A 25976-nucleotide genomic window follows, 5' to 3' on the forward strand; every position below is an offset into this window, starting at 1 on the left:
GATGGAGGAAATACAGTGGACAGTTATCGACTTAGAAATATGCGTTCATATGCTCACTATGCTTGTATAATTGCTGCAATAATAATATCAGGTATTTTCGCCTTGAGTATAGGAACCGTAAATGTGTCAACAGATAAAGTTTTTAAAATTGTCTTAAGTCGCTTGCCAGTTTTAAAAGATTTCATCATTAAAAACTGGACTGCTACTGATGAAACAATTATTCTGCAGCTTAGATTTCCGAGGATAATTTTATCCTTTCTAGTAGGAGCCGAGCTTTCAGCGGCGGGCACGATATATCAAGGAGTGTTTCGCAACCCCATGGCAGATCCTTATATTATAGGTTCTTCGGCCGGCGCATCTTTAGGCGCTTCTCTTGGAATTTTATTTTTTCCCGCCATGAAAATCTTCGGCATAGGATCGGTTCCATTTTTTGCCTTTATTGGTGCGGCAGGAACCATATTTTTAGTTTACAGTCTTGCAAGTGTTGGCGGCAGGACATATTCTTTTACACTTCTTCTTTCAGGCGTTGCGGTCAGCAGCTTTATTTCTGCTCTTGTTTCTTTTTTTATGTATTTCAGCGACGAAAGGCTTCACCAGATATATTTTTGGCTTATGGGAAGTTTTTCTTCTCAAGGATGGAATGAAGTATATTTGAATTTACCGTATGGCGTTATAGGGTTCGTTTTCGCTTATTGGAATTTACGAGAAATAAACATATTGCAACTCGGAGAAGAGACAGCGTTTTTTACAGGTGTTGATACAGAAAGAGTAAAAAGAATGTCTTTGGCAGCGGCTTCCCTGCTTACAGCATCTGCGGTAGCGGTTAGCGGTGTAATTGGTTTTGTAGGGCTCATAATTCCCCACATAACTCGAGCTATAATAGGACCGGACTACAGGCAGTTATTTTCTGTTTCAGCTCTTGTGGGCGGACTTTATCTAATGCTTGCTGACACCATCTCTAGAGTTATAATAGCTCCAACAGAACTGCCCGTAGGAATATTGACAGCGCTGTTTGGCGGGCCGTTTTTTATCTATCTTCTTTTTCAAAAGAAGAATAAGGACTATAAGATTTAGAGCATAAGGAGACGAGATATGAAAACACTTTTTGTTACAGGAGGAGCAAGGAGCGGCAAAAGCAAATTTGCAGAAGGAGAAGCCAAAAGACAAGGCGGGAAAGCGATTTATGTAGCTACAGCCCAAGCCCTCGATGAAGAAATGACTCACAGGATAGCTGTACATAAAAAGAGAAGACCTGACAACTGGTTTACCATCGAGGAACCGAGATATTTATCCAGAGCTTTGAGCGAAATTCGGCTAAATGAAAAGTTTAAAGAATATGATACAATTTTAATAGATTGTATTGCACTTTTTGTGTCAAACTGGCTGCCACTGGAAAGGGCAGAAGATGTTAACTTGCATGATGCTCTTAGAATTGACTTATTAAACGAAATCGATGCTATAATACAGGAACTGACAAGAATTGAACAAAAAGTAATTATTGTTTCAAACGAGGTAGGTATGGGACTGGTGCCGGAGTATCCCCTTGGGCGTTTATACAGGGATCTGCTGGGTGAAGTAAATCAAAAGATAGCGTCGGCAGCTGACGAAGTGGTGTTTATGGTTTCCGGATTGCCAATAAAATTGAAATAAAGATGTATGGGGGTGAATGCTTTGCAGGGTAAAGCTATTTGTCCGGCAAGTTGCGGCGAGATTATAGAAGGAACTATAGATAACACTAATATTTTGGTAACTTGTCCCATAGCAATTTATACAGAAGTATCGGTTAAACTGAACAATGAAAAAAACAAATACACATGCGACAGTAATCTGGAATGCAATAAAACAATCCAAGCAGTGAGAAAAACTCTCAAATATTTTAATGCCGTCGATCTGGGAGCAGATATAAAAGTTAAGAGCAATATACCTTGTGGGATAGGTCTTTCATCTAGCACAGCAGATATCACCGCAGCCTGTTTTGCCACAGCCCAAGCCCTTGGCGAGAGCATATCCCCTGATATAGTAGCTGATATAGCGCTTTCCATTGAACCCAGCGATGGCATAATGTATCCCGGAATCACGCTATTTGACCATATAGAGGGAAAAATACGAAAAAGATTAGGTTTTCTGCCGAAGATGGATGTTTATATTATAGATACAGGAGAAAAAGTCGATACTGAACAATTTAACAATATGAAAGAGTTAAGAGAAAAAAACCGACAAAAAGAGCCGGCTATCAAGGAAGCATTGAGCATTGTCTTTTCTGCGTTTCAAAAAAAAGATCTTAGACTTCTAGGCCAAGCCATGAAAATAAGTGCCCTGGCACATCAATCTATTTTGCCCAAACCTCATTTACCGGATATTATCGATTTAGGAGAAAAATACAGTGCAATCGGAATAAATATTGCCCACAGCGGTTCTGCAATCGGTATGTTTTTTGAAAAAGATTATGATATAAACCAAAACCTTTGGAAAGAACTCGATGCTATAATGCATAACTATAGTATAACGTATCGTATTACTAAAACTTGCACCTGCGGCGGCGGGCCAAAGACTATTCAAATCTACTCAAATAAAAATCTATTTCAAGCAAAAGAGAAAGCTGAAGGTTAGGAGAAAAAATGCAAAAAGATCGCATTCATGGAGGAAATGTATATAAAGCTGCAAAAGAACTAAATGTGTCACCTAATGAGATATTGGACTTTAGTGCCAACATCAACCCTTTAGGATTTCCGCATGCTGTTGAAAAAATCATATTAGAACACATAAAAGATATTGCTTATTATCCTGATACAGAGCAAAACGAATTAAGAGAAGCAGCGGCATCTTATTATGGCACCAAGCCATCCTGCATCATGCCGGGCAATGGTTCTGTGGAACTTATAAATATAGTGTTTGAAGCGATAGAGCCGAAAGAAGTTATAATACCTTCACCTACTTTTTTAGAATATGCCCGTATTTGCAAGAATCGCCGGCTTAAAACACGTCTTTTAGATCTTACCGCTAATAACTTTATTCTGGATACAGAGTTATTTAATAGAATAAAAAATACCATAAGCCCAAATTCACTTTTTATAGTATGTAATCCAAATAATCCCACTGGTATCATCGCCAAGAAAAGTGATTTAACAGTAACGCTGGAAGAGCTTAAAACCAGAAATTCCTACCTGATGATTGATGAAGCTTTTATGGATTTTGTAGAAGAAAATGAAAGCATGGTAGATTTTATTGAACAATATGATAATCTTATAATATTAAAATCTGTAACGAAATTTTTTGCAATACCAGGTCTAAGGTTGGGGTTTGTTCTTACGAATCCTGAACTTATGAGAACATTTTATAATTTAAAGGATCCCTGGAATATCAATACCTTTGCAGGATTTGTTGGAACAGAGATATTTAAAGACGAAAAATATATTCAAGATACACGATCCTATATCTCAAGAGAGAAAAAACGACTTTGGAAAAATATTAGCAAAATACCTAATCTGGAGCCTGTGTTTCCGGAAGCGAACTTTATTTTTGCAAAAACAATAGGCAAAATTAAAGTTACAGCGCTTGCTGAGAAGCTAAAACAAAAAAAGATTTTAATCCGCAACTGCTCAAATTATGATTTTTTAAATGAGAATTTCTTCAGAATTGCAGTAAAAAAATCAGAAGAAAATGATATATTAATTTCTGCACTAAATGAGATACTTTGCATAAATACGAAAAAAGAGGACAACTTATGAATATAGGCATATCAATCTTGCTTGCATTTTTACTTGATATAATTTTGGGTGACCCTAGAAGGCCCACACATCCTGTAGTGCTTATAGGTAGGTTTATAAGCTTTTTAGAAAATTGCCTTAGAACTGTTTTTAAGACATCAAAAGGCCTGAAAGCAGCAGGGATTATCTTATGGGTAATCGTTGTTTTTACTGTATATTTCGTAACTTTCTTTATAATTAAGACAGCAAGTAATTTTAACTGGTTTTTAGATCAAATAATAAATATCTGGCTTTTATATACCGCCTTTGCCCTAAAAAATTTATCTGAGGAAGCCTTTAAAATCTTTGAAGAATTAAAGAAAAATAATATAGAAGGTGCAAGAAAAAGACTTTCTTTTATTGTGGGCAGAGACACTGTAAATCTTGACTCAAGAGAAATATGCCGAGCCGTGGTTGAAACAGTTGCCGAAAACACTATGGATGGTATAATATCTCCATTGTTTTATGCTTTTATCGGCGGCGCTCCCTTGGCATTAGCTTATAAAGCGATAAATACGCTGGATTCGATGGTGGGCTACAAAAATAAAAGATATAAAGATTTGGGATGGTTTTCTGCAAAAATGGACGATATAGCGAATTTTATTCCTGCAAGAATCGGTGGTATTTTAATGCTCCTTGCGTCATCTTTTATGCGCCTTAATACAATAGGCGGCTTAAAGACTTTAATCTCTGATGCTAAAAAGCATGAAAGTCCCAACAGTGGTATACCTGAGGCTATAACAGCAGGAGTGCTAGGCATCAGGCTCGGAGGATATAATTCATACGGAGGCGTAATGAGTTTTAGAGAATATATGGGAGAAAACTTTAGAGAAATTGTGCTGGAAGATATAAAAACTACAGTAAAGCTCAGCATATTAACATCGATTTTAGGCCTTATTATTGGTGAAGTAATCCGCTGCGCAATTTTATAAAGAGAAGGGAGAACTGCTGATAAATGGGATTTTACGTATCACTGCTATTTTTAACTCGCTTGCCACTGCCTCAAATAGAACTCGACGATGAAAAGATTGCTTCTTCTTTGCCGTTTTTTCCGGTGGCAGGTGCGATAATAGGCGGTTTTTTAGCCCTTGTATATGTTTTGGCTCAAAAAATAATGCCGCTTAGCGCTGCGGCAGGTATAGCCACTGCCTTTCATGTCGCTATGACCGGTGGCATGCATTTAGATGGTTTTGCCGATACAACAGATGCAATTTTTTGTTATGGAGATAGAGAAAAAAAACTGGCCGTTATGAAAGATAGTTGTTCAGGGGCTTATGGAGTCATAGGGATTGTATTGATAATCTTGCTTAAATTTCTTTTTATTTTTTCGCTTCCTGAAAAATGGATGATATCTTCTTTGATTTGTTTCCCGGTGATAAGCCGATGGATAATGACATATTCTATGGTGTTTTATCCTTATATTCGCAAGAAAGGTTTAGGCAAGGCTTTTACAGGACAAAGCATTTCTTCCTTTACTATGGCAAGCGTTTTCACTTTATTAATAATATACTTTACCGCCGGCCCCAAAGGAATCGCTGCTAGCTTTATAACATTTTTGTGCGGTTTTGCTTTTATAAAATATATAATTAGACAATTCGGAGGTATGACGGGGGATACATACGGAGCAACTAATGAATTTTGCGAAACGGTTGCTTTGCTGATTTTTTTGATAATTTCCTTTAAGATTGGGTGATATTTTGACAAGATTTTTTTTAGTAAGACATGGTGAGACCATCTGGAATACAGAAAAGAAATACCAAGGACAATCAGATATACCACTTGCTGAAGAGGGTAGGTTTCAAGCCGAGTGCCTTGCGGATAAATTAAAGGACGAAAAACTCGACGGTGTATTTGCAAGCGACCTGAAAAGGACTATAGAAACCGCTGAAATCATAGCAAAGCCCCACAATCTAAAAGTAGTGCCGACAAAAATGATAAGGGAACTCTCTTTTGGTATATGGGAGGGGCTGACCTATGAAGAAATAATGGAAAAATGGGCACAAGAATACCAAAATTGGATAGATAACCCTTATTATACTAGACCGCCAGAGGGAGAAAGTCTTTCTGAATTATGCCAAAGGGTATCGAAATTTTTAATGGAGACTGCAAAAAATAATCCAGATGGGCGCATCCTGGTAGTAAGCCATGCTGGTCCTATAAGGGCTATGCTTTTTACCCTTCTCGACTTAAAGCCAAGTTTTTTCTGGAAGTTTAAAATAAGCAATACATCCCTTACTATTATCGAATATGATGGCCAAAAGGAACTTAGGGAAAGCGATGCTTTTATAGTTACGGTAAATAACACCAGCCACCTAGGTATAATATAGAGGTGTAAACACTATATGGTGTATTGACACCTCCTATGATTTTTATGTTTGCGATTGTCAGTTGCTTTTATTTTATCATAGGAGTTTATTCTTTGTTATAGTTAATTCTGCTTATAGCTAAAGCCTTTTTATCCACTGGCATAGCGCCAGTGGATATCTATACAAAAGAAAAGTGGCCAGTTCTAAAACTGACCACTAAAATTACGATTAAACCTGCTGAACTTCTTTGACTTCAGGGATTTCATCTTTTAAAACTTCTTCTATACCGTTTTTTAGCGTCATAGTTGCAAATGGGCAACCGCCGCAGGCTCCGGAAAGACGTACCTTTACTATGCCAGTAGCTTCGTCTGCATCTACCAGCTCAACATCTCCGCCATCTGCTTGAAGCGACGGACGAATTTTATCTAAAATATCCTGCACCTTTTCCTTCAAATCAAACAACTCCTTTCAAATACATCTTATTTAAAATCATTCTTATTATAACAGATAATATTCTTATATTCAACGAAAAAAATTATAAGTATTTACAAATAGACTACTCGTCTTTTAATATTTGCTTATTCTTTTTCTGTGAAACGTACTGCATTAACAAGTTTACAGCTAAAAATCCCACAAAGAAAGTAATCGCACCGATAAAAAGTTCAAGAAGATCAGTGTTTTTAAAATACCGATAATTTACGGCAGAATATACAATTGATGCTATTATAGATGATGGAATGATGCGTTTTACGCTGACTTTACCGGTATAAATGCCTGAGCTTATCCGTTTTACAGCTAAATAAATACTTGTTCCAAAAAATAGCAAAGCTAAGTCCCAATAACTTGAGATCGGCTGGTGGAACAAAAATTGCCTGCAGAGTATATCAAATAAAAGCCCAAAAAATAAAATTGTAAAGCCCAGGCTGTTTTGCTTCATGGCTTCTTGAATAATCCTTTCGTCCCGAACTGGTTTTTTCATTTATTATCTTCCTCCTTAATCCAAAATAGATCGTCCAGAGTTTTATCTAAAACATGACATATGGAAAGACATAACTTCAGTGAAGGATTATATTTACCTTTTTCGATCAGATGAATTGTTTGTCGCGTGACATCCACAGCATCTGCCAGCTCTTGCTGGGTTAGGCCCTTCTCCATTCTAGCTAATTTAATGCGGTTAATCAAACCCCGGCACCTCCTTTATCTATATTGTAACATATATATTACTAAAGTCAAATATATTTTACAAATAATGACGAACTTATTTGAAAAATTATTAAATAAGGCTAATATCCGAGGCTAAAACGACTTTCTATACTGAACATACCAGCCTGTCATCTTAAACGCAGTGAAGGATCCTTGTAAGAACTAAATAAGATTCTTCGCTGTGCTCAGAATGATAGACCGTTACTAAAAAAAACAATTTTTGACAAGGGAATTGGTTGGGTTTTTCGCTGTTACCTGCTATAATTGATACATACTGATATATACAATGTATCTTGTCCAAAACTCGAAAGGAGTTAAACGATTTGAAAGTTACCAAGACCATCGCACTAGGCGCTTTTATCGCGGCTCTCTTCATGATGCAGTTTAGTGCAGGAGCCAGCACTATGGATATAGCGGCATCCGGCATGCCAAAGATTGTCTTTGAAAATGGCGCCGCCTGCTTCATAGATTTGGTTGATAAAGAGCGAGAGCAAGAGCAAGTTGCGATTTATACCAGAAATTTTGGAGAATACACAAAACCTTTTACCAATGGTATTGTTGAACTAGTAATTGTAAATAATATAGTAGCATATAAAAATACCAACGGACTCAAAGGCACTTATATCCCGGCAGACGGCTATGTTATTTCATATGCAACAGAGAAGGCCGATTCTGTAGAAAATGTTAATATAGGTGATGAAGCAGCACTTATAAATTTGGATGTGCCTATTCTGCCTGAGAAGTATTTTAAACTAGGGGATTTGATTATACCGATAGATGATGTCAATTCACAAAGAAATGCAAATTGCATCGTATTATATGATTCGTCCTATGGAAAGTCTACAAAGACTAATGGGTGGGGAATGGAATTAACGGTGGTGGACGGAGCTGTTTGTGATATCGCTGATATAAAAAATGACGGCGGAGTAGTAGACAACAACTCGCCCATACCATCAAACGGGGTAGTTATATCAATACATTCCGGGAATTCCTTCTATAATCAGCTGCATGAAAACGTCAAACTCGGTGATAAAGTAACAGTCGTAACAGATAATATGAAACTTTACAGTGCCGGCAAGAATACATATGATGCGTTTAACCCCATGTCTATTGAAGATAATCCCTTGGCTTGGGACAAGAAAAATGACAAGCCATATGATGGTTTCCGCGGTCCGGACCAGATAATAATCTACGACTCAAGTTACGGTGATTATACCGGCACAAACCCATACGGCTATGAAGTGGCTGTTCAAGAAGACGGTAAAATAGTGAATGTGGGTGGAAACAATCTGCAAATCCCAGATGGCGGGTTTGTAATATCCGGTCACGGAATCCGAGCAAATTGGCTGCAAAGTTACGCTCGTTTAGGGTCAAGAGTGATCTTGAATAAAGAGAAACATGAAGTAAGGATTATTTTCACACCGGATTCTTATGTTGGCACAGCCGACCTTGCCATAGAAGCGGCTCAGGATTGTTTGAATTTGGCTAAAATACAATATATCGATATTGATTATGATGAAATACAAAATAAAATAGATTTGACCAAATCCCAAATGCAAAAAGTGCATGAACTGTTAAGTCAAGGTGATTACAGAGAGCTGATACAAACCGTAAATGATATACAAAATGAGGTAAATATAGCTTATTATATGACATTTGAATCACCAAAAGTTGAAAACAGGGCGGTATGGCACAGGCCCCGGGAAACCAGCATTGATGAAGTAAAACAGCGCCTTGACATGCTGCAAGATATCAATATAAATACCGTTTATCTTGAAACGTACTGGAATGGATACAGCATATACCCGACAAATAATGAAATCATGGAGCATAATCCTATATATAATGGGTTTGATGTGCTGCAAGCATATATTACAGAGGCACATGCCAGAGGAATAAAGCTTTATGCGTGGGTTGAGGATTTTTTGGTAGGTCAAAATGTAGCACAGAAAAAGCCTGAATGGATGATTGAGAGCAAGCAGGGCGATAGATACTTTAAAGACAGTTTGGGAACTAAATATTATTACCTGAATCCGGCCCTGCCCGAAGTTCGTGATTTTATATCAGGAATGTATAAAGAACTTGTCAAAAAATATGACATTGACGGCGTACAGTTTGACTATATGAGATATCCGGAGTCTGGTGATTATTCTAATGATTTCGGGTACGATTCATACACACGGCAGCTTTTCAAAAATTACGCTGGAGCCGATCCTGCATCATTGACTGCGGAGGATGAATTGTGGCAGGATTGGTGCGATTTTAGAGTCGGCATAATAAATTCCTTTGCATACAGGGTTATTTCGGAAGTCAAGTCTATAAAACCGGATATTCAAATATCTATAGATGTATGGCCGGATTATAACAAGACTATAATAGACACATTTCAAAATCCAAAGGATTGGATATCGCAGGATTATATTAACACAATAATACCTATGTCATATTATCTTTACGAACAGCCGGTTGTTGAAGATATAAATAAAACACAAGCTTTTGCCAAAGGACATGCGCAGGTAAATGTGGGGCTTGCCACAACTACAAAACCTGATATACAGATATTTTTAAGGCAAATTGCAGCTGCAAGAGCCGCATCTGCAAACGGTGTAGGAATTTTTGAACTTCAGTCGCTTTTTAGCGGAGGATATGACAGCGCGCTAAAACTCGGCGTGTTCAGACAGCCTGCAATTACAACGGAAGATACCGAGCAATCTGTAAACCTTATGTTTTCCGATATTTTAAGAAAGATCGATGACATATATTTAAAATATGGCGGCATGGATAATAAGGAGGCTCAGAAATATAAAGAACTCGTCAGGAACATTAAAGTTGATTTTAAAAATGATAAAGATGCGGCAAAAAGTGCAGGTTCAATTAAAAGTAACATTGAAGATTTAATTGATATAGTTGACAGCGATGAAACTCTAAATATGCAAGTAGCCGCGAAAATCAAGGCAGACCTTAATGCTGCGCTTAATATCTTAGAAGAATATATTTCAAATCATAGTTTTATGGCAAACCATAAAGTCAGGGAATTTCAGGCTGTGATACCGGTAAAGATGCTGAAGGAGGAAAAAGAAGCGCCTTTGAAGGCGAAAGCCGTATTTTGCGATAACAGCTCTGCCATTATGTATCTTGACAGCAGTCAATATAATATAATCACCAGCGATGCCCAAATAGCCGATATTGATGATGATGTCCTTAGAATCAACAAAAAAGGAAGAGCAACAGTCATAATCGAAATCTTGGATACCTTTAATTTTGACACTTACAAAAGTGCGGATAATAAGATAAGATTTACAGTAAATAAGAATAATAAAGATGTGGTAGCAAGTTCGGATTTAGGAAAACTGACCGCATCGGATGTAACTGATACACAAGCCGCCTTAAGCTTTACCGCAACGGTGGTTGATTCAGATATTGCAGGATATACGCTTTATCGCAATGGTAAAAAGATATCCGGAAATTTTGATGGAATTTTTATAGATGAAAACCTCCAGCCTGATACAATATACTATTATGAAATACGAGGTTTTGACGCTTCCGGGAAAAAGATATTCAGAAGCAATCAAACAACAATCAGAACAAAGGCAAAAGTAATGGAATAAGGATATTTGAAACTGGTGAATTTTTATGGATTAACAAGGTACTGATATTTCATTATATTTGGAGGCAGCGCTATGAATATTTTAGTGCTCAATGGCAGCCCGAAGGGGGAGCGAAGCAATACTCTCAAAATAACGAAAGCCTTTTTAAAGGGGCTTTGCAGCAAGCAAAGGCACAATATAGACATTGTGGAAATCAAAACAAAAAACATAGAGCCCTGCCGGGGCTGCTTTACCTGTTGGACAAAAACGCCGGGCAGATGTGTCATTAAAGATGACATGGAAGAGCTTATTAAGCAATATATCAAAGCAGATCTTATCATATGGAGTTTTCCGCTCTATTATTTTGGTATGCCGTCAAAAATCAAGGCTTTTCTTGACCGCATGCTGCCGACAAATTTACCATATATGAGCATAAACGAAGACGGGACAACGGGCCACCCTCCACGTTATGATTTATCACATCAACGCTATGTTCTTATTTCAACTTGCGGATTTTACACTGTAAAAAATAACTATGACGCACTTTTTCGCCAATTTGAGATTATATTTGGGGATAAACTGACGAAAATAATCTGTCCTGAAGGAGAACTTTTTTCTGTGCCTCAGCTTGACGGTAAAACTTCTGAATATTTATATTATGCAGAACAAGCAGGCAGAGAATTTGCAGAAACAGGGAAGTTTTCTGAGCTCACGCAAAATAAGTTAAATGAACTCATATTGCCGCCGAAAGTATTCGTTGAAACAGCAGATGCCAGCTGGCAGATTAACGAGCCTGCTAAAAACCGTAACCAAGATGATAAATCTTATAACTATATGCGGCAAATGGCTGCAGTATACAACCCGCAAAGCTATGCAAAAGATGCCGTGATTGAATTTCATTTTGCCGACATTAATAAAACATATCAGTTATGGCTCGAAAAAGAAAAGTGCATCCTGAAAACTGATGATTTTATGCCATATACTACACGAATTGAAACAACATTTGATTTATGGAATAAAATTTCAGAGGGAAAAGCAAACGGTGCAGCGGCAATGATGAAAAAACAGTGCAGAGTCTTAGGCGATTTTAATACAATGCTCAGAATGAATGATTATTTTGGCACAAAAAAATCTATTCCCAAGGCTGAACCTAAAACCAATATGAATATCCTTTTAATTCAATGGATAATCTTATGGGTATTACTTCCGATAAATAAAACATGGGCGGGTATTGCGGGGGTTATAGTATGCTCGATTATTCCGGTTTTAACATACAAATTCAAGCTGACAATATACGACAAAACAAGCATTATAATGGTTTCTGCTTTAAGTGTTTTAGCATTGCTTAACATAAGTTTAAAACTTATAGTTTGTTTATCCTACCTGCTGTTTGGGTTAATGTGGATTTTATCGTGCCTTGCCAAAATTCCGCTGACAGCCTACTATTCAAGTAATGATTATAATGGCGACGAAGCGTTTGCTAATCCGCTGTTTATAAAAACAAACAAGATTCTAACCTTAGCTTGGGGTATGTTATATCTAATTATTGCCATATACTCATATTTCTTAATGAGCAGTGCCGTGGCAAAATACATAGGACTAATCAATCTGCTCGCCCCCTTATTAATGGGGCTTTTTACAGCATGGTTTGCAAAATGGTATCCTGAAAGAATTGCAAGGGGGTAGGGAGGAATATATGACAAAGAAATTAGGCATAGTAACCTTTAGTGCAGCTGTCGGCAGATCTTACAAGGAAAATCTAGAAAAAGTTTTTGGTGACGATGTAGATATTTTTGATTTTTCTTTTGAGAATAATAATTTTGATAGCCAAAACATCATCAATCAGATTAAAAACTTGGATACAATTTTAATAAGTACATATTCACAATATGAGATGCTGAGGAATTATCTTACCGATGATTTTAATGTTGTAATAGCAAAGCTTACCCTTTCCAAAAAAGGCTATAATATTCTAAAATCCCTAACGGATGTAGACACAGCAATGCTAGTGAATTTGAGTCCGGAGATGGCTGCTGAAACCATAGGACTCTTATATCAACTGGGCTTTGATTATATTAAATTTATACCCGTTTATCCAAACATGGGAAAAATACCTAATATAGATGTTGCTGTTACTACAGGAGAAATGCGTTTTGTTCCCCAAAGAGCAAAAAGGGTTTATGATTTAGGACATAGGTTAATCGATGAAAGCACTATTGTAGAATTGTTTATAAATCTTGGATTGGAAGAATACTTAGCCAATAAAAGTGTGTCAGAATACTTTGATACTCTTGTGACGTATAACATAGGAGTAGAATATCTTTTAGGCAAGTCAAATGCGCTAAAAAACCAGCTTGATGCTCTTTTGAGTCTCATGGATAAGGGCGTTATATATGCAAATAAGGACAATATAATTGTTTCTTGCAACGGCAATGCTGAAAACATTGTTAGAATTAATAAAATTGATATGCTAGGGAAAGCTGCAAATAAAATATTGCCGGAGATTGATTTTTCGGATAAACAAATAAAGGATAAGTTGGTCAAAATAAATGGTAAGTATATTAGTTTATCTTGCTATCCAATTTTAGAAAAAGATGGAAAGTATAATTGATCATATGCAATTATAGAGGACTTTCAATCCAAGGAAGATGCACAGAACAAATTAAGACTTCAGCTTATGAACAAGGGGCATGTGGCAAAATATACCATTGATCAAATCCTAGGAAATAGCTCTGAAATAGAAGAAGTTCGTAATTTAATCAAGAGAATGGCAAAATCAAAAGCATCGGTATTGATAACAGGTGAAAGCGGTACCGGAAAAGAGCTTGTAGCCCAAGCGATTCACAACCTTTCTAATAATAAGGATAAGCACTTTGTTGCTGTAAACTGTGCTTCATTTAATCCTTCCCTTCTTGAAAGCGAACTTTTTGGATACGAAGCAGGGGCTTTCACCGGGGCATCTAAAAGTGGCAAAAAAGGAATTTTTGAAATGGCTAATAATGGTACATTGTTTTTAGATGAAATTGGAGAGATGCCCATAGAATTACAGGCAAAACTCTTAAGAGTAATTGAAGAAAGAGAAATAATGAGAGTAGGCGGCAGTGAAGTTATAAAAGTGGATATGAGGATTATTGCTGCGACAAATTTAGATTTAGAGGAACAAATTCAAAAAGGTCTTTTCAGAAAAGATCTTTATTACAGACTTAATGTGCTGCCGATTTATGTTCCGCCTTTAAGAGATAGGAAAGAAGATATAGAAGTTCTAATTGAATATTTTAAGAACAGCATGCATGGAAACTTTGTGATAACAAAAGAAACTATGAATGCTTTGAAAGAATATAATTGGGATGGAAATATCCGAGAGCTGATTAATTGCGTAAGGTATCTGGATAATCTGGAAAAATCTAAAATCGAAATAGATGACTTGCCTCATCATATTAGAAGAAGAATTAGCAATGAAGTCAGGAGAGATTTAAAATTTGATCAATTAGATGAGATACTTGAAGATGAAAAGTGCTTAGTAGTGTTAGAAATACTTCATGAAGCGTTTCTTAATAGAGAAAAATTAGGAAGGAAGACAATAAGCCAAAAGGCATATAATAAAAGATTCAATCTTTCAGAATATGATGTTAAAAGTGTATTAAAGAAGTTATCCTATTACGAGCTTACAAATTCATCAAGAGGAAGAGGCGGAAGTGTGATTAGTCCAAAGGGTATAGAATTTCTTGAAGCTCTTAAGAAACTAAATGCCAATTAATAGGGTTTGCAGGTAAAACTAAAAGACTAATAACCCTGTTCATATTTTATAAAATTGTTTTTTAAACTGTCAAATCTAAAATCTATCTTTAGAACAACAGCCTTCGGGCTGTTGTTTGAATATAAAACGCAAAAATTTCTAATGGCACACAACTTGCATTATTTATAGAAATAAAACTTATTGAAATAAAACAAGGAGGAATAATTCATGCAAACAGAAAAATCTAAAAAAAGAGGTGCTCTCGGAAGCTATAGGTTTATCATTCTCTTAATTGTTGGAATTGTTACAGGCTGCATTATTGGATTGATATTTAAAGAGAAGGCAGTAGTATTAAAACCCTTTGGAGAACTATTTCTAAATTTGATGTTTACAGTTGTAGTTCCTCTTGTCTTTTTTAGCTTGTCAAGTTCGATTGCGAAAATGACAAATATGGAAAGATTAGGAAAAATCTTAAAACACTCGCTTATATTTTTTGTGATCACTGGAATCATCGCTTCTATATTTATAATAATAATTTTAACAATTTTCCCTCCTGCTCAAGGAATAAATATTTCTTTAGGAGAATATGAGAAACCAGAAGAAATTAACTTTTTGACCCAGATAGTGCAAGCAGTTTCGGTAAATGATTTTAATCTTATACTTTCTAAAAAAGCCATGTTGCCGCTTATAATTTTTTCTATTGCACTTGGGTATTGCATAAGGTTGGTGATAAAGGACAGCAAAGACAATCCTGTAATTACATTTTTTGACACTATGTCAGAGGCGTTTATGAAGATGATAAATCTTATTATGCTTTATGCACCAATAGGCTTAGGAGCTTATTTTGCCGCATTGGTAGGGGACTATGGCACGAACTTGATTGGAGCATACAGCAGAGCCATTATAATGTTTTTTCCTATTTGCATATTGTATTTTCTAATAGGTTTTACCGCATATGTCTACTACGCAGCCGGGATGGAAGGTGTTAAAGTTTTCTATAAAAATATATTCCCTGCAGTTGTAACATCTCTTGCGACCCAAAGCTCTATTGCAACTTTACCTACTAATCTATCCATAACTAAAAAAATCGGAGTAAAGGATGATATAAGCAGTATAATTCTTCCGTTAGGAGCTACGATTCACATGGACGGCACTGTGCTTACCAGCTTGATGAAAATAGCATTTTTATTTGGGATTTTCGGCTTAGACTTTAAGGGGATTGGTGTATGGACAACAGCAACACTTCTTTCTATTTTGACTGGCGTAGTGCTTAGCGGGATTCCAAGCGGAGGAATGATGGGAGATATAATGATAGTAAGTTTTTATGGATTTAACCAGGAAGTTCTCCCTATTATTGTAACTATCGGCTTACTTACAGATGCTATCGCGACAATGATAAATTCAACAGGAGATACTGTGGTATGCATGATGGTAAGTCGAACCGTCGATGGCAAGGATTGGCTTGAAAAAGCAAAATTACAAAAAACAGTTGATGTAGTTGAATAATAAAAAAATGGATCGAGGGATTTGAATGTATAATTTTGATGAAATAATTGACAGAAGGAACACAGATTCAGTAAAGTATGATGAAATGGATATAAATTTTGGAAGAAATGACTTAATGCCATTTTGGGTAGCTGACATGGATATAAAATCACCGGATTTTGTAATATCTACTATAACAAAAAGGGCTCAACACGGGATCTTTGGATATACGAGAAGACCGGATCAGTTTTATGATGCTATAGTAAAGTGGTTAAAACTGCGGCATAATCTGGATGCTGCAAAGGAAAATATAGAGTATGCACCCGGAGTAGTTTTTGCTCTGAATATGATGGTAAGAAAGTTTACGCAGGAAGGAGACAAAGTTATCATACAAACTCCTGTATATTATCCGTTTTTTAATGTAATAAAAGGAAGCAATAGGCAAATTGTAGAAAATCCACTAGTAGTCAAAGATGGTAAATATACAATGGATTTTGACGATCTAGAGAAGAAAGCATCTGATCCGGACTGTAAAATGCTTATATTGTGCAGTCCTCATAATCCAGTTGGGAGAGTTTGGAGCAGGGAAGAGTTAGAGCAGCTTGGAGAAATATGTTTAAAAAACGGAGTGCTTGTAGTCTCTGATGAAATCCATTTCGATATTGTATTTAAAAATAGTGTTCACGTACCATTTGCCAGCATATCCGAAAAATTTAAAATGAATTCGATAACTTGTACTGCACCTAGCAAAACATTTAATATTGCAGGTCTTCACAGCGCATATTGTATTATATTTGATAATGAGAAAATGAATGCATATAAAAAAGAGTTAAGTTTACTGGATCTTAACAGGTCAAACGTATTTAGCAGAGTAGTAACTCAGGCTGTATATGAACAGGGGGCAGAGTGGGTAGACGAGCTTATAGAATATCTTGAGGGCAATGCGAATTTTGTATATGATTATATAAATAAAAACATAAGGGGAATAAGGCCCACAAAAATGCAGGGAACTTATCTTATGTGGCTTGATTGCAGGGGGCTTGGCTTAAATGAAAAAGAAATCGATAAATTATTTGTGGACAAAGCAGGTTTAGCACTTGATAGCGGATACTGGTTCGGAGAAAATGGAAGGGGATTTATGAGGCTTAACCTAGGCTGTCCAAGAGCATTGCTTGAGAATGCGATGGAAAAGCTAAAAAAGGCGACTGTGGAAGTGATTTAACATTGTGATACCATTTATATGCTTCAAATACCTCTTGAGTTTTGCTTTATCAAGAGGTATTTGAAGAACCTATAATTTACTTTACTGTAAAGAAAGCTAATTCGTTACATATGATACTTCTTCTGGCGCCATATCTGTTTTTGCTTTAAAATAATGTTTGTGCAAAATTATATCTATAAATAATCCACTAGAGTATCCTCTATCGGTTGCAGCCACAAATCTGAAGGAGTATACGGAATTTCAGGTAGCAAGATATAAGAAGGGTGGTCGCTATCTCGATATATTTTATAGCTTGTTGTTGCATTCGAAGGAATGACATTCATATTGCCAACTTTACCTATCCAGGTTTCTTTATGACATTCATTAGGGCACATACTGGTAATTTCAAGTTCTAACATATGACCCTGAGGAATAACAATGGCAGTGGGATTTATTTCGATTACATATTCATTTATTTCTCCGGGTTTTACAGGTATAGAAACCGAATTGTCATGAACAGGTGAACCGATAGTTGATTTTTCAACATTTAACGGATGCGATGCCCTAAGCGCTCCATAGCGAGGCAGCGGCATCCGGGAACCATCAGGCAAAACATCATACAGGTTAACAATGAAATTTGCATCTGTTGTATCTATGGAGGCAAATAAATGTAATTCTATAGGACCTGTAAACTCTTTTTGATGTGGAAAAGGCGATGTTCGGTAAGTGAGCTTATTTACCTCGGTCGAAACAGACGGTGGCAAATGAGTAAACCCATCAGGCGGAAGATTGCTGTCAGGTTCGCTGTCCCAGCGCAACCTTCCAAAAGAACGTAGGTACAGCTTTTTCCATTGAGTTCTTGCCAAAGGCCATTCATGCTCATAACGTACGCTTGAATTTATTATACTTATTTTATATAAAGGTTCATCCATGATTCCTGTGTCAATACCTTTAAGCCACATATCATACCAACGCAGACATTCTTCATTTAATGCGCGGTATGGAAGCTCTAAGCCGTCATAACCCTCTAACACTCCGAGACGCTTTGGACAATTTAGACGTTTGTCATTCATTGCAGAAAAGATAGGTGCGCTCCATCTGCCCATCGGAGACCATGCGCAATGCAAATAAACCGGGACTTTTACTTTTTCATAAATTTGATTGGCGGATCTTTGACGCCAATATTCTCCGTCTAGTGGATGCAATAAATAGTCAAGAAAGAAAGTATGATATGTCGGAGGCCAAGTTGTTAAAATTTTAGTAAAATATGAATTTACAGCAATATCCGGATCTTTTAAGCGCTCTGTCATCATTTGCCTTACTTTTTCCTCGCCATACATTTTTATTGACCAGGGCATGGGCTTATTAGAAGGACAAAGTTCCCAATAAATACTCATATAGGTGGAGCCTACTCCGCCGTAGTATCCATGCTGGTAATAGTCATCTACAAAAGAACACGGCATTATACATTTTAAATGTGGTGGCTGTTTTGCAGCAGCTAAAATCTGTATAATACCAAAATAAGAATAGCCTATCATGCCGACATTGCTGTCACACCAGTTTTGAGCTGCTATCCATTCTATGACATCATAAATATCTTCTTGTTCTTGAGGGTTGTATACGCCATAGAATACGCCTTCGGATTTACCAATACCTCGAGGGTCTGGAATAACATAAACATAGCCTCTTGAGACAAAATAATCTATATCGCCAGCTTCAAGACTATGATCAAACAGCAATGATTCTGGAGGTATCGCGCCTCTTTTAATGCCTTGTATGGTTTTACCATAAGCAGACCATGCAAGCAGTGCCGGACAAGCCTTAGCGCCCACTGGCACATAAATATCAGTGCAAAGTCTTGTGCCATCGCGCAAAGTAAGCCAGACATCTTCAATTTTCTGTACCTTGTAAATAGGTTTGGATAATTTATCAAGATTTTTGGTATACCTCTTATCCCAGTAATGAGGTAGAACATCAAGACCCAAGTATTCAGACAGAAGTTTTGACATAATAATTTCCTCCTAGCATTATTAAATAAAATTCACCATAATACTTACTATCAAAATTGAAATTGTATTTACTATCAGCATAGTTCCGGTATTTAAGATCGGAAAAATCTGCTTTGCCAAATATTCCTTTTCTGAATCGCTTTCAGCAAGCCTTGCCACGTTTTGTAAAAGCATTTCATTTACAGGAAAACCCATCATACAATTGGCCATCAAGGCAATTCCACGATATGAACTATAACCAAATAACCTGCCCGCAGCAATTCCGCATAGTATAAGCACTAGCGTAGAAACAGAAAAGACAAAAATTATTGGACCAAACAATGATAAAATACTATCCAAGGGAGTATTTGCAAGAGTATTTGCCATGAGCCCCATAAGACCCATAAGCAGCAAACCGAAAGAATCAGATTTGTTTAAAGGTGCCTTATCCAAAAAACCTAATTGAGCAAAAATGAAACCAATGCATAGGGCTATTACATTAGTGTTTAATTTGTATGGTGTAAGAAATTCGGTATATAAGTATTTACTAAAAATATTGGCAATCATAATAGTTCCAAGATAGTAGGCCGGAGTCTTATATGCAGAAGGGACCTTTTTGCATAAACCATTGATATGAAGTAAATTTGATCTTTTATTGTTTTCTATAGGATTTAAAGCACATGTTTCGTCTTCGCTGTCATTGTAATTATTTAAAATAATTTTTGCCTCTCTTTTAAGCGCCCATGTCACAACAGGTACTGAAAAAAGACCTTGAAACATGAAAATCATCCATGGATAGACTGAAAGTTCAGGGTGGGTACTTTTGACGGAATAAGATGCAATGGCACAAGAGGCTCCGCTGCCTAAAACTGGACCAGGAGAAAGCAATGATAACTTTTGCCCTAAAATGCCTTTTGTGCAGAGCGCCAAAATGCATGTAAGTATTAGCGAACCTAAGATACAAGCTATGGCGTCTGTAGAATGCTCTTTTAGGAAACTGATATCAATCATGGTAGCATTGTGAATAACAAAAACATTAAAAGCAATAGTTCCTACGGCGGTCATATTTGAATTTACCACAAAATCTTTAGGGATAATATTTAAAGCAAATCCAATTATACAAAATATCCCCATAATCAGCGGCATTGGCACGAGAGAGTGAAGACGAACTGCCAATGCCTGGGAGGCAAAAACAATAATTAAAAAAATAAAAAAACTTAATTCAAAGGACCAACTCATTACATATACTCCTTTGTGCTATAAGGGGCGTATCTAAGCATGAGATAATGAAGATACGCCGCAATTTAAAGTTATTTTTAGTGCGTTCCGCCGCTTACAGTGCCGGCTGTAACAATATTGTCTTCTACAATTGACTGAAGCCATAATTCATCAGGACTTGAAAGTATATAAGGCATAAGAATGTAGGATTGATAATGATTATCCCTATAAATTTTATAATTGATTGTATTACTGCTTGGAATTGGTCCAAGATGACCCATTTTACCTTGCCAAGCGCCGGCTTGAGGAGGATAATTGTCCATTGCTTTAATTTCCAGTTCAAGCGAGGTGCCGGGATCGAATACCATGCCTATGGGATTAATTTCTATTACATACTCATTTATTTGGCCTGGCGTTACTGGGCAGCGCTTTGTGTAATCGTGGACCGGCCTTCCGATTAGACTTTTTTCTTCATCCAGCTTATAGCAGGCTTTAAGATAACCTGCCCTACATACAGGCATCCTACTGCCATCTTGCAAAATTTGCCAGACCTTGCAGATAAAATTAGCATCAGTGCTGTCAATAGCAGCAAATAAATGGAGTTCAATTGGACCGGTAAATTCAGTAGGCTTATTAAAACGATTCGTTCTATACACTAATGATTCTACATTGGTTGTAATATGCGGAGGGCGGTGAGTGAAACTGTCCGGAGGAAGATCGCTGTCAATTACAGGATCCCAGCGAAGCTGACCAAATGGGTGCAAGTACAGCTTTTTGTATTCAGTTCTTGCTAGTGGATATTCATACTCATACCTATAACCCCTACCCATGATGTTGAGTTTTATAGGAGGTTCTTCAGTAATGCCTGTATCAATTCCCTTCATCCAATGGTCATACCATCGCAGCATTTCCTCATTCATAAAGCGATAAGGTAATTCCAAGCCGTTATAATCTTCCATCACGCCGCAGCGCTTATACACGCTTAGATCAGAAGAATTCATGGCATTAAATACTGGCGCAGTCCATCTTCCGGAAGGAGCCCAACCACATTTTAAATATATTGGAACTTTTATTTTGTCATACTTATATTTAACTGAACGGGGGCGCCAAAAATCGTCTTCCTGGGGGTGCAATAAATAATCTAAGTAAAAAGTGTGATATTTAGGCGGCCATACATTGAAAATTTTATTAAAATAAGAGTTTATAGCGATATCTGGATCTTTTTGAATTTCACAAATAAGTTCTTTCATTTCTTCTTCAGACATCATTTTGGTTGTCCACGGTACCGGATTATTAGAAGGGCAAAGCTCCCAATACATATTCATATAAGTATTTGCAACCCCGCCATAATATCCGTGCTGATAATAATCATCAGTGTATGACAAAGGCATAATACATACAAGATGTGGGGGCTGAAGAGCCGCTACAAGAGCTTGTATAATTCCAAAATATGAATATCCCACTAAAGCAACTTTGCCATTGCAATACCTGCAATTAGTACCTGCCCATTCCACAGTGTCATAGCAGTCTTCTTGCTCCTGAGGATTATAGATGCCGAGAAATTCACCTTCCGATTTTCCAATTCCACGGGGATTGGGAATTATAAAAGTGTAGCCTCGTGTGACAAAAAATTCCATGTCACCTGCTTCGAGACTATGGTCAAAATAATTGGAAGAACTGGGCAATGAGCCATGTCGCATAACCTGCATTTCTTTACCGTAAGCAGACCATGCAACCAAAGCCGGCGCCTGATCGATTTCTGCCGGATGATATATGTCGCAGTATATCTTGCATCCGTCACGAAGTATTACAGGTACATCTGCTTCTTTTTTAATACTGTATTCAGGCTTAGAAAGTTTATCTAAGTCTTTCGAATATCGCCTGTCCCAGTAAACTGGACACTTGCTTAAGCCTGTAATTTCTTTAAACTCCTTTAATTTCATTGTAACTATGCCTCCATGAAGATATTTTATAAAACTATTATAGCTGTTGGATTAGGTGTCGTCAGTCAGATATGCGACATAAGTCGGAATGTTATAAAAAAAGTATCTCCTTTTAAAAAATTAAGAGATACTTAAAAAAATTAAATGTTCAATTTGAAATATCGGAAATTATTTTAATTCACTATCGACAATGACATCCATCAGCGCGTCACGATTTTTAACACTTATACTTCCGCGCGATGTTAAAATCCAACCTTGCTTACGCCACTGCCCTAGTATGCTTGCCACTGTTTGCCGTGCCATTCCGGACGATGCTGCAAGTTCGTCTTGAGTAACATTTATCTTTATATTATCGCCTTCGGTATCTTTGTCATTTGCTAGTTGAATTATCGTAAAAGCAAGCCTGCCTTCAGCGTCTAAGTGCATAGCATTTACAAATTTTTCACATGAATTATTTAAACGGTCTATCAACTGGCTAATGATATGCTGTAAAATCTTAGGCGTGCTCCATGCCAATTCCAAAAATTTTTCCTTAGAAAATGAATAGAGAGTGCTGTTTTCCATGGCAACCGCAGTGCAAGTGTAAGGTTCATCAATCAGCATGCCCATTTCACCAATATAATCGCAAGCCTTTCTGGTTTTTACTATAATATCAACACTTGAACCATATCTAACAAATTCAGCTATGGAACCTTTTCGTATAATATACATCCAATTAGATGGTTCGCCCTTTTGGAAAATGATGCTTCCTTTTCTAAAATGGTGAACCTGGCTATTTTCGGCCGCTCTTTTTAAATTTTTAAGTTCAACACCTTCAAATATTGGCGTTTTTGCTATAAAAACTGCAATTTCTTCATTTTTTAGTTTTTTATCAAAGCCATTTGCAAGCGATGGGAAATTATATTCCAATCATACACCTCCTCCCCTAACCAATCCCGAAGAATACCAACTTAAAAATTATCTATAAACATCATATCATACACTAAAAAATTTTCAATTGAGCAATCTTCTCAATAATGTTAAATTTTATATTATTGTCTCCTAGCTGACAGATGTAAAATACTAAGTATTATAAAATAAAAATAAATTATCCGTAAATTATTAAAGGGGGAGTGAATAGTGTGAATGAAGTAAAGAAGATGTCACTTTTTTCCTGTGTGATGATGGGCATAGGCAGTATAATTGGCGCTAGCATATTTGCGACAACGCCTATAGCAATTAAGATCATAGGTGGTAATGGAATTGTCTTGGGATTTATCTTAGCTGCTATTTTTGTTTTTCTAAAAACGCTTCCTGAAATGGTGCTAATTTCTGTTCTGCCAGCAAATGGAGCATCTTATATGCATCTTACTCGTCTTGTTCATCCATATTTGGGAATTATCCATGCATTCAATCAGTTAGCTATTGGCCCTATGAAAGTTGCTACGATGGCACTTACATTTTCAACCTATTTTGCAATGCTCTTTCCGTCAATACCCGAGGTTCTGGTAGCGGTTGTTATTACGATAATTTTCACAATTATTACTTGCTATGGTATCCAAATATCTGCATGGGTCCAAAATGTATGTGTATTTGTGCTTTTGGCGGCAATCGGCACTTATATTTTCGGTGGTTGGGGCCATACAGTGGTATCTCTTAAGGAAGTTATTACATCAACATTTGAACTTACCAAAATGTGGGCGGCTATGGGTATTATGCATGGCAGTTTGATAGGAGCTAACGCTCTTATGTATATTGCCGATGAAATTGAAAACCCAGGCAAAAATATCCCTATAGCTTTTTTAATAAGCACATTTTTAACAGCTATTATTTATGCATCTATGGCTTATGTAACAATTGGCGTGATGCCAGATTTTTATAAAATTGATAACCTGGCAACTGTCGCAGGCAAATTTATGAGTCCTGGCATGCTGACATTCTTTATAGCGGGTGGAGCTCTCTTAGCAGTTGTAACGAGTATTAATTCATGTATTTTAATGTTTTCACGTTCCCATTTTGCTGCTGCAAGAGACGGCTTATTCCCTGAAAGCATTATGAAGCTTAATAAATACAATGCTCCGGCAAATTCTATTTGGTTAAATTCTCTTATTGCAATTTTGGCAATGGTTTTCGGTTTTAATTTAACCGATGTGATCAATATAACATCCATACCCGGATTGCTGCTTAGTCCAATTATATTCGCTTCGATTTTTATGCTGCCGAAGTATTTTCCAAATTCATACAAGACATCTTTTCTAAGGATTCCTCATTGGATAAACTGTGTAATTGTTTTTGTTGCCTCGGCTCTTTGTCTCGTCATGGGAAGCTCTGTTTTGGCTCAAATGAAACCTAAGAATTATCTGCTCATGGTGGGATTTTATATTGCTGCTGGTACTTATACTTACTTCAGGATTAGATATCTTAAAAATAAAGGTGTAGATATGGTTCAAAACATGAAAACGCCATATCAGCCGTGGCTTGTTCGCGAAGAAGCCGCTAAAAAAGAGCTAGCTAACAAAAACTAGTCAAATCGTGCCTAAATACATTTTGTAAGGCTAACAAGCTAACATGAAAAGGTGACGAAGCAGCCAAATTTAAAGCTTTATGTGATAAAGAAAGTAAAATAAAACCCTCCCCAACTAATAAAAATTTAAGGGAGGGTTTTATGGTTAGAGGTATTGCAAAATTATTTTATAGATTCTGCAATTTTTACGAGTTCATCTTTGGCGATTTCGCCTCTGCCTACCAGCATATAAATTACGCCATTATATTCCCAGTCAAGATTACTATCATCATACAGGACGGCGTCTACACCGTTTATTTTTAATTCTTCAATCTTAACCGCATCTGTCACATATCCTGCATCTTCCTCGGCAACTCTCTGCTGCATGTAGACGAATTTCCCCGTTTCTTCATTTGCAAAATACAGTCCTACGACTTTGCTATTTTCTACGACGCCATTTTCGTCTTTAAAAAATTCTGCCTCTGCAAATTTATAACCTTCAGGTAAATAACTTGGAAGCTTAACATCAAAACAGGTATAATTATTTAACTGGTCGGAATCTTTAATTATCAGACACTCGTCTGCCCTTGCTTTCTCGTGCTCACTTTCGGTTACTATATCTCCATTTGAATCAATGTAAGCGATTCTTTCGCCATCAGCAGTATATACTTCTTCAGCATGTTCGGTTGAAAGCGTCTTTAATGGATTGCCATCCTTATCAAAAATCTTGCCTTTTAATTTATCGGGAACAGGCACTGATTTTATGTCAGAAGGTTCACCTTCCAGAATTGTTATATGTCCAAGGGATATAGTCCTTACTATCTTGTCAACTACTCCTTGGGCAAAAGATGTTTGCATCAAGGAAAATCCCAACACACATACAAGCGCAAATGACGCAACTTTAGTGACAATACTTTTAGCTTTATTTGACTTTTTCAAAGTATCTTCTCTCCCTTTTTGTTCATTAATATTTCTCAAAACTCTTTCAAAGACTTTTTGTTTATCGCTGTCCTTGCTAAAATCCTTATCTGCCATTGTTTTACCCAATTCCAAAAGCTTAATGTATTCTTCAGATTGCTTA

At 36.8% G+C, this 25976-nt stretch carries 22 protein-coding genes; 14 read left to right on the plus strand and 8 right to left on the minus strand.

Annotated elements, in window-relative coordinates; genetic code table 11:
• Window positions 1-15 precede the first annotated feature (15 nt).
• From BUE08_RS05590 to cobC, 7 genes are read left to right on the plus strand one after another with little or no spacing between them, the layout of a single operon-like run.
• Window positions 16-1074, plus strand: coding sequence for a FecCD family ABC transporter permease (locus BUE08_RS05590; RefSeq protein ID WP_281743688.1), 1059 nt, complete (start codon window positions 16-18; stop codon window positions 1072-1074).
• A gap of 18 nt (window positions 1075-1092) precedes the next feature.
• Window positions 1093-1650, plus strand: coding sequence for a bifunctional adenosylcobinamide kinase/adenosylcobinamide-phosphate guanylyltransferase (cobU, locus tag BUE08_RS05595; protein ID WP_059033356.1), 558 nt, complete (start codon window positions 1093-1095; stop codon window positions 1648-1650).
• A 21-nt stretch (window positions 1651-1671) separates the two neighbouring features.
• A complete protein-coding gene (locus BUE08_RS05600) occupies window positions 1672-2610 on the plus strand; it encodes a GHMP family kinase ATP-binding protein (RefSeq protein WP_059033358.1) in 939 nt (312 codons plus the stop codon).
• Window positions 2611-2618: 8 nt separating this feature from the next.
• On the plus strand, window positions 2619-3728 hold the full coding sequence (gene cobD, locus BUE08_RS05605; protein ID WP_286680536.1) for a threonine-phosphate decarboxylase CobD: 1110 nt from the start codon (window positions 2619-2621) through the stop codon (window positions 3726-3728).
• Window positions 3725-4678 carry an adenosylcobinamide-phosphate synthase CbiB gene (gene cbiB, locus BUE08_RS05610; RefSeq protein WP_286680537.1) on the plus strand — a complete coding sequence of 318 codons (954 nt, stop codon included), beginning with the start codon at window positions 3725-3727 and terminating at the stop codon, window positions 4676-4678. The genes cobD and cbiB overlap by 4 nt, the downstream gene beginning before the upstream one ends.
• Window positions 4679-4701: 23 nt before the next feature.
• The gene (gene cobS / locus BUE08_RS05615) at window positions 4702-5439 is read left to right on the plus strand and encodes an adenosylcobinamide-GDP ribazoletransferase (RefSeq protein WP_059033363.1); all 738 of its coding nucleotides are present in this window, start codon (window positions 4702-4704) and stop codon (window positions 5437-5439) included.
• A gap of 4 nt (window positions 5440-5443) precedes the next feature.
• The gene (gene cobC, locus BUE08_RS05620) at window positions 5444-6073 is read left to right on the plus strand and encodes an alpha-ribazole phosphatase (protein ID WP_059033365.1); all 630 of its coding nucleotides are present in this window, start codon (window positions 5444-5446) and stop codon (window positions 6071-6073) included.
• Window positions 6074-6280: 207 nt separating this feature from the next.
• Here cobC and BUE08_RS05625 read toward each other — a convergent pair whose 3' ends face one another.
• The 3 genes from BUE08_RS05625 to BUE08_RS05635 form a co-directional block, all read right to left on the minus strand.
• Entirely contained in the window at window positions 6281-6505 is a 225-nt protein-coding gene (locus tag BUE08_RS05625) for a NifU family protein (protein WP_059033367.1), read from the minus strand.
• 103 nt (window positions 6506-6608) lie between these two features.
• Window positions 6609-7031, minus strand: a complete 423-nt coding sequence (locus BUE08_RS05630) for a DUF6773 family protein (RefSeq protein ID WP_059033368.1) — start codon at window positions 7029-7031, stop codon at window positions 6609-6611.
• Complete coding sequence (locus tag BUE08_RS05635; RefSeq protein WP_059033370.1) at window positions 7028-7234, minus strand: helix-turn-helix transcriptional regulator; 207 nt, start codon at window positions 7232-7234, stop codon at window positions 7028-7030. Before BUE08_RS05635 ends, BUE08_RS05630 begins: the two co-directional genes overlap by 4 nt.
• A gap of 344 nt (window positions 7235-7578) precedes the next feature.
• On the opposite strand from BUE08_RS05635, the gene BUE08_RS05640 reads away from it, so the two are divergent.
• From BUE08_RS05640 to BUE08_RS05665, 6 genes are all read left to right on the plus strand, one after another.
• Window positions 7579-10863, plus strand: coding sequence for a glycoside hydrolase family 10-like protein (locus tag BUE08_RS05640; RefSeq protein ID WP_059033372.1), 3285 nt, complete (start codon window positions 7579-7581; stop codon window positions 10861-10863).
• A gap of 72 nt (window positions 10864-10935) precedes the next feature.
• Window positions 10936-12528 carry a flavodoxin family protein gene (locus BUE08_RS05645; protein WP_059033374.1) on the plus strand — a complete coding sequence of 531 codons (1593 nt, stop codon included), beginning with the start codon at window positions 10936-10938 and terminating at the stop codon, window positions 12526-12528.
• A gap of 10 nt (window positions 12529-12538) precedes the next feature.
• Complete coding sequence (locus BUE08_RS05650; protein WP_286680538.1) at window positions 12539-13453, plus strand: hypothetical protein; 915 nt, start codon at window positions 12539-12541, stop codon at window positions 13451-13453.
• Between the two features lie 81 nt (window positions 13454-13534).
• Window positions 13535-14599 carry a sigma-54 interaction domain-containing protein gene (locus BUE08_RS05655; RefSeq protein ID WP_286680539.1) on the plus strand — a complete coding sequence of 355 codons (1065 nt, stop codon included), beginning with the start codon at window positions 13535-13537 and terminating at the stop codon, window positions 14597-14599.
• Window positions 14600-14806: 207 nt separating this feature from the next.
• Window positions 14807-16084: a dicarboxylate/amino acid:cation symporter gene (locus BUE08_RS05660; RefSeq protein WP_213996837.1), complete on the plus strand. Its 1278-nt coding sequence runs from the start codon at window positions 14807-14809 to the stop codon at window positions 16082-16084.
• A gap of 25 nt (window positions 16085-16109) precedes the next feature.
• Window positions 16110-17285 (plus strand): MalY/PatB family protein, encoded by a 1176-nt coding sequence (locus BUE08_RS05665; protein WP_286680540.1) that lies wholly within the window; start codon window positions 16110-16112, stop codon window positions 17283-17285.
• Window positions 17286-17458: 173 nt separating this feature from the next.
• On the opposite strand, the gene BUE08_RS05670 is transcribed toward BUE08_RS05665, so the two are convergent.
• From BUE08_RS05670 to BUE08_RS05685, 4 genes are all read right to left on the minus strand, one after another.
• The gene (locus tag BUE08_RS05670; protein WP_213996835.1) at window positions 17459-19273 is read right to left on the minus strand and encodes a CocE/NonD family hydrolase; all 1815 of its coding nucleotides are present in this window, start codon (window positions 19271-19273) and stop codon (window positions 17459-17461) included.
• Window positions 19274-19294: 21 nt separating this feature from the next.
• Entirely contained in the window at window positions 19295-20491 is a 1197-nt protein-coding gene (locus BUE08_RS05675; RefSeq protein ID WP_286680541.1) for a hypothetical protein, read from the minus strand.
• Between the two features lie 77 nt (window positions 20492-20568).
• The gene (locus tag BUE08_RS05680; RefSeq protein ID WP_213996832.1) at window positions 20569-22413 is read right to left on the minus strand and encodes a CocE/NonD family hydrolase; all 1845 of its coding nucleotides are present in this window, start codon (window positions 22411-22413) and stop codon (window positions 20569-20571) included.
• A 168-nt stretch (window positions 22414-22581) separates the two neighbouring features.
• Window positions 22582-23322, minus strand: coding sequence for a Crp/Fnr family transcriptional regulator (locus BUE08_RS05685; RefSeq protein ID WP_059033389.1), 741 nt, complete (start codon window positions 23320-23322; stop codon window positions 22582-22584).
• A gap of 212 nt (window positions 23323-23534) precedes the next feature.
• On the opposite strand from BUE08_RS05685, the gene BUE08_RS05690 reads away from it, so the two are divergent.
• On the plus strand, window positions 23535-24917 hold the full coding sequence (locus BUE08_RS05690; RefSeq protein WP_286680542.1) for an APC family permease: 1383 nt from the start codon (window positions 23535-23537) through the stop codon (window positions 24915-24917).
• A 161-nt stretch (window positions 24918-25078) separates the two neighbouring features.
• On the opposite strand, the gene BUE08_RS05695 is transcribed toward BUE08_RS05690, so the two are convergent.
• On the minus strand, window positions 25079-25976 hold an 898-nt coding region (locus tag BUE08_RS05695; protein ID WP_286680543.1), incomplete at its 5' end, for a DUF4367 domain-containing protein.

Origin of the sequence: Tepidanaerobacter sp. EBM-49 (assembly GCF_001896645.1) — a bacterium.
Taxonomy (GTDB): Bacteria; Bacillota; Thermosediminibacteria; order Thermosediminibacterales; family Tepidanaerobacteraceae; genus Tepidanaerobacter; species Tepidanaerobacter syntrophicus.

Bases quoted from the DNA above. Each gene is read 5' to 3' on its own strand.
- BUE08_RS05665 (WP_286680540.1), top strand. From the start codon at position 16,110: ATGTATAATTTTGATGAAATAATTGACAGAAGGAACACAGATTCAGTA.
- cobD (WP_286680536.1), top strand. From the start codon at position 2,619: ATGCAAAAAGATCGCATTCATGGAGGAAATGTATATAAAGCTGCAAAA.
- cbiB (WP_286680537.1), top strand. From the start codon at position 3,725: ATGAATATAGGCATATCAATCTTGCTTGCATTTTTACTTGATATAATT.
- BUE08_RS05650 (WP_286680538.1), top strand. From the start codon at position 12,539: ATGACAAAGAAATTAGGCATAGTAACCTTTAGTGCAGCTGTCGGCAGA.
- cobS (WP_059033363.1), top strand. From the start codon at position 4,702: ATGGGATTTTACGTATCACTGCTATTTTTAACTCGCTTGCCACTGCCT.
- BUE08_RS05630 (WP_059033368.1), bottom strand. From the start codon at position 7,031: ATGAAAAAACCAGTTCGGGACGAAAGGATTATTCAAGAAGCCATGAAG.
- BUE08_RS05680 (WP_213996832.1), bottom strand. From the start codon at position 22,413: ATGAAATTAAAGGAGTTTAAAGAAATTACAGGCTTAAGCAAGTGTCCA.
- BUE08_RS05670 (WP_213996835.1), bottom strand. From the start codon at position 19,273: ATGTCAAAACTTCTGTCTGAATACTTGGGTCTTGATGTTCTACCTCAT.
- BUE08_RS05675 (WP_286680541.1), bottom strand. From the start codon at position 20,491: ATGAGTTGGTCCTTTGAATTAAGTTTTTTTATTTTTTTAATTATTGTT.
- cobU (WP_059033356.1), top strand. From the start codon at position 1,093: ATGAAAACACTTTTTGTTACAGGAGGAGCAAGGAGCGGCAAAAGCAAA.
- BUE08_RS05660 (WP_213996837.1), top strand. From the start codon at position 14,807: ATGCAAACAGAAAAATCTAAAAAAAGAGGTGCTCTCGGAAGCTATAGG.
- BUE08_RS05645 (WP_059033374.1), top strand. From the start codon at position 10,936: ATGAATATTTTAGTGCTCAATGGCAGCCCGAAGGGGGAGCGAAGCAAT.